Origin of the sequence: Kitasatospora arboriphila (genome assembly GCF_039528095.1) — a bacterium.
Classification (GTDB): domain Bacteria; phylum Actinomycetota; class Actinomycetes; order Streptomycetales; family Streptomycetaceae; genus Kitasatospora; species Kitasatospora arboriphila.
The window spans coordinates 92,283-99,415 of the sequence record NZ_BAAALD010000020.1 but is presented as its reverse complement, the minus strand read 5'-3'; the positions used below and the strand labels follow the sequence as shown (position 1 = coordinate 99,415).

The window sequence follows — 7,133 nt, the reverse complement described above, 5'->3', positions numbered from 1 at the left end:
TACTCCAGTGCCGGGCATCCACCCCCGGTGCTGCTGCGCGCGAACGGCACCGCGGCGCTCCTCGACGACGCCACCGACCCGCCCAAGGTCGGTCGGTCGTCCCCGTCAGCGGGGTCAGTCTCGGGAGAGCCTGCCTGCGGTCATCCCGCGCGCCCGCATCGGTGGCCCACCTGGTTGTTGCCGTGACGGTGACTCGTGCGGTCGGGCAGGTGGCGGGAAGGTGCCGCTTGATGTGGCGTGGGTCATCGTGGGGAGAACACCGGAGGGGCCTGCCATGGGGCGAACGCCCCGGCCGACGATGAGCAGGGGCACGTGCACCGTGGTGGCGTCGGTGTCCTCAGGATCCAGGTGGCTGCTGTCACCGAGGCCGGGGCGCGCCAGGTCGTGAGTGGTGGTGTCGGGGTCTGCCACATGTGTGGTGAAGCCCGGTTGGCGGGCGTGACAGCAGGGCCCGGCGTCCGGATGGACCGGGCGGGCCCCTGGCGGTTCGTGGTCAGGCAGATCGCAGTGTTCATACCGCTCTCCGAATGCCGTCGACTGTGGTGCGGTCGCACGCGTGGACGGCTGCAGGGAGCCGCGCGTCCGGCCGAATGCCCCGGCGGGTCGGTCAACTCGGTAGCTGACCAGCCGTCCTGCCAATAACGCTAGGGGCGCCGCGACGGCGGACCGTGGTACCCGGGACCGAACTTCGCAGCCGGGGTGGTACCTCGGTACGACGCAGGACAAGGTCGGCGCGTGCACTGGCCCTCGCCGGCCGAGGGCGTGCCCGAGTCGTCGTCCACGGATCAGCGGGCGGCACCCGCCTGTTTCGGTACGCGGTGAGAGCCTGCGTCCGAGCTCGGCGCGCGGCTAACCGCCACGTGGACTTCGAGGGCATCGGGCTGTGTGGCCTGTACAGCGCGGCCGGCCGACGGCGCATCGGCCTGCTGTAGGTCCGACCGTCTTCGCCGGTCGGGATGCAGCTGCTCTGACGCTCCCGCGGCAGTCAGGAAGCGCAGTCGCGGCAGACGGGCTGGCCGTTCTTGTCCGTGCGGGCGGGTTGGGTGCGGTGGTGGACGAGGAAGCAGATCATGCAGGTGAACTCGTCCGCCTGGAGGGGTACCACCTGGACGGTGAGTTCTCGCCGGACGGGTCGGCGCCCGGAAGCTCCAGCCCTTCGACCACCTCAGGGTCGACGTCGACCGCGGAGCTCTGCTTGTCGTCGCGCTGACTCTTCAGTGCCTCGATGCTGTCGTCGTTGCCGCCGTCGCCGGAACCGCCCTGCGGCCGCACCCGAGCCGCCGGCAACAACGGCTCCACCACATCCCACAGACCGTCAGGGGCGCGTGGGGGCACCTCCCGGCCGGAGGCCGGAGGCCGGGGGTGAGCTGCTCGGCCCGGGAGTGGTGCTCCTGACGCATCCGGCTCACCCCTGCCTGCACGGCGGCCTGCAGCCGAATCGTGCGGTTCTCCCCGGCCCGGCGGCCGGGAGGCACCCCCACGCGCCCCTGATGTGGCCGCCCGAGCGCCCTTGAGGACACGCCTCAGGCCGTGCCGGCGGTGGCGGCGAGGAGGTCGTGCAGGAGGGCGCGGACCTCGGCCGGGTCGGCGGCGGCGAGGTCGTGCATGCCGCCGCCGCTGCGGGCGAGGACCACGCCGGTGAAGGCCGCGACGGCGAGCTCGGCGCGCAGCTGCGGGCGGTCCAGGCCCTCGCGTTCGAGGCGTTCGCGCAGCGGGTCCACCAGCCGGCGGTGCAGGTGGGCCCGGACGGCGTCCTGGACGGCGGAGTCGTCGGAGGGCAGGACGACGCTCTGGAAGGCGGGCCCGGGGCCGCGCTGTTCGAAGCGGTCGAGCAGTCCGGCGAGGCGTTCCTCGTCGAGCAGGTCGGCCGGTGTGGCGTCGCCGTGCTCGGCCTGCACGGTGGCCAGGTACAGCTGGGTCTTGCCCCCGTAGTAACGGGCGATCAGTGCCGGGTCGACGCCGGCCCGTTCGCCGATCTCGCGGATGGTGGTGCGGTCGAAGCCGCGCTCGGCGAAGAGTTCAATGGCCGCCCGCAGCAGCAGCTCCCGGCTGCGCGCCGCGTCCCGGCGCCGCTCCCCCGCACTCGCCTCGCTCACGCGGGTGCTCCCTCCTCCCGGGCGCCCTCGCCCTCAGCCTCGCCGCCCGCCGCCCGGACGGTGATGCGCAGTCCGTTCCCGGTGGCCGCCGCGCCGGCGGTGGCCGGGCCCGCGGGCCGGACGGGCGCAGCGGTGGCCGCCGCGGCACCGCGCCGCGGCAGGACGATGGTAGCCGCCCCGACCACCGCCCAGACCGCGCAGCCGATCAGCGCGGCGGCCGTGTAGGCGTCGCCCGTGGGCAGGGCGTGCCCGGCGGGTGTGTGGGCCTGGAGTACCGCGCCGCTGAGGGCGCTGCCGGTGGAGTAGCCGACGTAGCGGAGCACCTGGTTGAAGCTGATGGCGCTGCCGGTCTCGTGGGCGGGGACGGCGCCGACGATCAGTCCGGGCATGACGGCGAAGGTCAGGCCGACGCCCAGCCCGGCGAGGCCCATGACGGCGAACAGCTCCCACAGCCGGTCGCGGCCGGACAGGAAGGCCAGGGTGGCGAGCAGGGAGACCGCGCAGCCGATCGGCAGGATCGCCGCGGTGCCGGTGCGCCGGGCGAGGCGGGGTGCGATCCGGCTGGTCAGGATGCTGGCCGCGGAGAACGGCAGCAGTGCGAGTCCGGCGACGGTGACGGAGGCGCCGAAGCCGTACCCCGCGGAGGTGGGTGTCTGGACGAACCGGGTCACCAGGGACATCAGCAGGTACATCCCGATGCCGGCGACCAGGCCGGCCACGTCGGCGGTGAGCACCACCGGGTTGCGCAGCGAGCGGAGGTCGACGAGCGGGTGCGGGGTGCGCAGTTCGTGCCGGACCCACCACAGGAGCAGGAGGACGGAGGTGGCCGCGAGGGCGAGCAGGGCCGGGGAGGTCCAGCCGAGGGCTTCGCCCTCGCTGAGGGCGAGGAGCAGTCCGCCGAGGCCGGTGCCGAGCAGGCAGGCGCCGAGCACGTCGAGTGGCCGGGCGGGGCGGTGGGTGGTCGGCGGCAGGACGAGGATGCCGGCGGTGAGGGCGGCGGCGCTGATGGCGGCGCCGAACCAGAAGGCGGCGTGGACGCCGAGGGACTGGGCGATCAGTCCGGTGAGGGGGTAGCCGAGGCCGACGCCGGCGACCGTGGTGAGGGAGAGGACGGCGAGGGCGGAGCGGGAGCGTTCGCCGGGCACGCTGTCGCGGGCGGTCGCGATGGCCAACGGGGTGAGGCCCAGTCCGACGCCCTGCAGGGCGCGGCCGGCCATCAGTGCGGGGAATCCCAGGGGGAGAGCGGCGAGCACGCTGCCGGCGAGGACGGTCGCGGCGGCGGCCAGCATCACGGTGCGGCGGTGCGGGCCGTCGCCGAGCCGTCCCATGACGGGGGTGGCCACCGCGCCGACCAGCATGGTGACGGTGAGCGACCACTGGGCGTCCGCGAGGGAGACGTGGTCGACGGCGGCGATCGTCGGGACCATGGGTGCCCCGAGGCTGCTGATCACGGCCACCACCGTGCCGAGGAAGACCAGGACCGGCACCAGTGCCCGTTGCCGTCCCCCCGCGCCCTTCTCCGCGCCCGTCTCCGCACTCGCCCGCATGGCCGGTCCGCCTCTCCGCTCGTTTGTCATCATGCGATGTCTTCACATGATGACATGTGGCCGGGCGGGTGCGGGAGGGGCCGGACGCTCCCCGGCAGGGCGCTGTTCCGCCTGCCGGGGCCGCCCGACGGGTACGGGTGCACTGGACGAGGCCGGGGCCGGGCAGGCGACCGGGGCGGGCACCCGACCGGGTTGCGGGCGCGGCATAGGATGCGGCGCATGTACGCGCTGGAGCGGTTCCGGTCCCTCGTCCGGTCTCTGTCCTGGGTCGAGATCGAGTTCGCCCGTCCCGCCGTCCGGCCCGGGCACGTCGAGGCCCTCGCGGCGTTCTACTGGACGCTGGACGACTGGCCGCGGCGGATCGCCCTGGTGCAGCTGGTCCAGGACCAAGACCACCCGGCGCTCCGGCCGGTGATGCTCGACGTGCTGCGCGCCCCGCTCGCCGAGGACACCGAGAACGTGGAGCTGACCAAGGCGGCCGCACTGCGCCTGATCGACCCCCGCTACGACACCTTCACGGCGTTCTACGAGGACCGGGCGGCCCTGGCCGCGGCGGTGCACGAGGTGCTCGCGGCGCACGGGTCGGGTGTGGAGTAGCGGCGCCGGGGCCCGCGGGCGCAACTCCGTCGGTGCCGTGACCGGCTGACGGCGCACCGGGCGGGGCGCCCGTCCGGCGTCAGGAGCGTTCGTCGTGGCCGTCGGGCTGCGGCGGGCGGGACTCGCGCCGGCGGCGCCGCAGGTGCCAGACGGTCAGGGCCACCACCACCAGGACGGCGAGGGCGATGGCGAGGGCACGGCCGACCAGTCCCTCGACGCGGGTGTACGCGGCTCCGGCGAAGTAGCCGAGGAGGGTGAAGCCGACGCCCCAGGCCAGGCCGCCGAGGGCGTTGAAGAGCAGGAAGCGGCGGTAGGGCATGTGGGAGATGCCGGCCAGGGCGGGCATCATCGCGCGGAAGAAGGCGACGAACCGGCCGAAGAAGACGGCGGCCGGCCCGCGCCGGCGGATCAGGTCCTGGGCCTTGGCGATGCGCTCGCCGTGGCGCCGCATGGGGCGGGTGCCGAGGATCGCCGGGCCCGCCCGGTGGCCGACCTCGTAGCCGACGGAGTCTCCGAGGATCGCCGCGCCGACCACCACGAGGATCATCGGGCCGAGGGAGACCTTGCCCTGGTGGGCGAGGACGCCGCCGAGGACGGCGGCCGTCTCGCCGGGGATGACGAAGCCGAAGAAGAGCGCGTCCTCGGCGAAGACCAGGGCTGCGACGACCGCGTACACGACCGGACCGGACAGGCCGGAGAGCCAGTCGGTGATCGAGTGCATCAGCCACCTCGTTCGGGATCGTCGCCCGTTTCCTCCCCTAATGTAACGGTTGCTACTTTGGGGGATATGACGACGCATCCCCGCCGACGATGCGCGCTGCCGCTCGTGCCCCTCCCGGCGGAGCCGCCCCGGCGGCGGGTCGCGGCGCGGCAGGAGCCGCCCGAGGGGCCGGTCGGAGACAGGGCTCCGGCGGTGGGAGTCCGCGGGCCTTTCGCCACGGCCCGGGCGGACGACCGCGTCGGGCAGGGCCTCGCCGTTCTCCGTCGGGGCTGACACGGAAGGTGCCGGTCGTGGCCGGAGCGCGGACCGAGGAGCGAGCCGTACGACGGCAGATGCGGCCGCTGTACGCGGCCGGGTTCACCACCGCCTTCGGCGCCCACGGCATCGCCGCCAACCTGGGCGGCTTCACGGCCGAACGGCACGCGTCCTGGCTGGCCCTCGGTGGACTGCTCGCGCTCTACGACGGGGCCGAGGTTCTGCTCAAGCCGGTGTTCGGCGCACTGGCCGACCGGGTCGGGCCGCGGCCGGTGCTCCTCGGCGGCCTGATCGCCTTCGCCGCCGCTTCGGCGTGCTTCGCGCTGTCCGCCGACGCGGAACTCCTGTGGCTCGCGCGGCTCGGGCAGGGCGCCGCCGCCTCCGCGTTCTCCCCGGCCGCGTCGATGCTGGTGGCCCGGCTCAACCCGCGGGCCGGGCACGGACGCGCGTACGGCAGTTACGGCTTCTGGAAGAGCATCGGCCACACCGCGGGCCCGCTGCTCGGCGGTGCGCTGGTGCGGCTGGGTGGACTGCCGTTGCTGTTCGCGGTGACCGCCGCCCTCGCCGGGGCGGTCACCGTCCGGGCCGCCGTGACGGTGCCGGTGGTGGCGCCGCTGCCGCGCGCCCGCCAGACCGTTCTGGACCTCGCCCGTCGACTCGCCGACGGCTCCTTCGTACGGCCGACGCTGGCACTGGCCTGCGCAACGGCCGCGCTGTCGGCCGGGGTCGGCTTCCTGCCGGTGATCGGACACCGGGCCGGCCTCGGACCGGTCGCGACCGGTGCCGCGGTGTCCGTGCTGGCGCTCTGCGCCGCGATCGCCCAACCGCGCGCGGGCCGGGCGTTGGACACGGGACGGACCGGCCTGACGACCGGCATCGCCGCGGGCCTCCTGCTCACCGCCGCCGGACTGGCGGCAGCGCCGGTTCCCGGCCTCGTCGGTCTGCTGACCGCGGCCGTGGCCGTCGGCGGCGGCACGGGTCTCGTCACCCCGATCGCCCTGGCCGCGCTCGCCGCCGCGGCGCCCGCCGAGCGGCTCGGCCAGACCATGGGCGCCGCCGAACTGGGCCGCGAACTCGGCGACGCCGGGGGCCCGCTGGTCCTCGCATCGGCCGCCTCGGCGACCACGCTCGGCGTCGGCTTCGCGGTGCTGGCCGCGCTGGTCGCACTCGCCGCACCGGTGGCCGCCCGGCGCCCTGCGCAGGCACCGCCCGAGGATCCGTCGGCCGCGTAGGGGGATCGTCCGCGGCGGTGGGAAGCGCCCGGGCCTCCCGCACCCGGATCGCGCCCCTGGAACTCCTGGCCCGCCGTGGGCTGCTGGTGGCGGACTCCGACACCGACAGCACCGAGGGCCCCGTCGTACGCGTCCGCACCGTCGTCGGGCACCGGCAGCCGCGGCCGTCCGGCCACGCACTCCCCCGTCCGTCGGATCGGAGACCGCATCCCGGCCGTGGCATCGCCCCACGCGACGGCCGCGGCCACGCGAACGGCCGAACGTCCTGCGGCCGGCGGACCCGACGGACTCCGCACCACCGGGACCGGTGTACGCGGCCCTCGAACCCCCTGCCGCCGCCGACGGCGCAGCGCGGCCGGCGGGAGGTCCGCCACGTCCGGCCGACCGAGGAACCGCGCCGACCCCCCTGTCTGCGACGGCGCCCGGTAGTTGGCGCCCGACGGACCGCGCCGCGACAGCAGGGCGTCCCGCGGGATGCCGCGGACCGCGCCCAAGTCGCCGACGTCGCCGATGCGGCCCCGTCACCAGCACGGATGCCCCGGGAACCGCACGGCGGACCTCATCGGCGGCCCGGAACTCGCCCGCGCTTCGCTGAGGACGGCGACGCGAGGACCGCGCCGTTCATCGCCTGCGACCGGCCCGCACCCGGCCCGGCAACTGCCGCGGCCGGCCCGGCCGGACCGGC

General features: G+C 75.4%; 5 protein-coding genes and 1 pseudogene. 2 read left to right on the top strand and 4 right to left on the bottom strand.

Annotated elements, in window-relative coordinates; all coding sequences use genetic code 11:
* Window positions 1–985: 985 nt before the first annotated feature.
* The 3 genes and pseudogenes from ABD353_RS13630 to ABD353_RS13620 all read right to left on the bottom strand — a co-directional run bounded on the left by ABD353_RS13630 (window position 986) and on the right by ABD353_RS13620 (window position 3,643).
* Window positions 986–1,272 (bottom strand): annotated as a pseudogene (locus ABD353_RS13630) (DUF4193 domain-containing protein).
* 251 nt (window positions 1,273–1,523) lie between these two features.
* Window positions 1,524–2,096 carry a TetR/AcrR family transcriptional regulator gene (locus tag ABD353_RS13625; RefSeq protein ID WP_344623819.1) on the bottom strand — a complete coding sequence of 191 codons (573 nt, stop codon included), beginning with the start codon at window positions 2,094–2,096 and terminating at the stop codon, window positions 1,524–1,526.
* On the bottom strand, window positions 2,093–3,643 hold the full coding sequence (locus ABD353_RS13620; protein WP_344623818.1) for an MFS transporter: 1,551 nt from the start codon (window positions 3,641–3,643) through the stop codon (window positions 2,093–2,095). Before ABD353_RS13620 ends, ABD353_RS13625 begins: the two co-directional genes overlap by 4 nt.
* 219 nt (window positions 3,644–3,862) lie before the next feature.
* Between ABD353_RS13620 and ABD353_RS13615 the strand changes: the two genes are divergently transcribed.
* Entirely contained in the window at window positions 3,863–4,240 is a 378-nt protein-coding gene (locus tag ABD353_RS13615) for a hypothetical protein (RefSeq protein ID WP_344623817.1), read from the top strand.
* 79 nt (window positions 4,241–4,319) lie between these two features.
* Here ABD353_RS13615 and ABD353_RS13610 read toward each other — a convergent pair whose 3' ends face one another.
* Entirely contained in the window at window positions 4,320–4,961 is a 642-nt protein-coding gene (locus tag ABD353_RS13610; RefSeq protein ID WP_344623816.1) for a DedA family protein, read from the bottom strand.
* A 290-nt stretch (window positions 4,962–5,251) separates the two neighbouring features.
* On the opposite strand from ABD353_RS13610, the gene ABD353_RS13605 reads away from it, so the two are divergent.
* The gene (locus tag ABD353_RS13605) at window positions 5,252–6,448 is read left to right on the top strand and encodes an MFS transporter (RefSeq protein WP_425555150.1); all 1,197 of its coding nucleotides are present in this window, start codon (window positions 5,252–5,254) and stop codon (window positions 6,446–6,448) included.
* Window positions 6,449–7,133: the final 685 nt, after the last annotated feature.